Source organism: Streptomyces sp. SP18BB07, assembly GCF_036322545.1.
GTDB lineage: Bacteria > Actinomycetota > Actinomycetes > Streptomycetales > Streptomycetaceae > Streptomyces > Streptomyces deccanensis.
Map to the genome: position 1 here is coordinate 1 of NZ_JAQYWT010000136.1, position 301 is coordinate 301.

The window sequence follows — 301 nt, forward strand, 5'->3', positions numbered from 1 at the left end:
CCACCACGTGCACATCGGGGTGGGACCACTCCAGGAGTTCGGCCCGGGTCAGGGGGCGCCCGGTGTCGACGGTGCCCCGGCCCGGCTCGACCAGCCGCAGCAGCAGCTGCCGGGCGGCCGCGGCCTGTGACGCGGACAGCTGCCCGTACACCTCCTCGGCGCTCGCCGCGATCGCGCCGCCCAGTCCGCCGCGGGGGTCAGCAGGGGTCCGTACGTCGCGGCCCGCTCGGAAGAGCGGCGTGGAGGGCAAGAGGGTCCGCGGGTGGGTCGAGCGCGGTGGTCGCCGGCGCATGAAAACCGG

1 protein-coding gene is annotated in these 301 nt (G+C 76.4%); it reads right to left on the reverse strand.

The features are described from left to right. The coding region (locus PUR53_RS00645) for an nSTAND1 domain-containing NTPase (protein ID WP_329907011.1) at positions 1 to 250 on the reverse strand (250 nt) is incomplete at its 3' end. Positions 251 to 301: the final 51 nt, after the last annotated feature.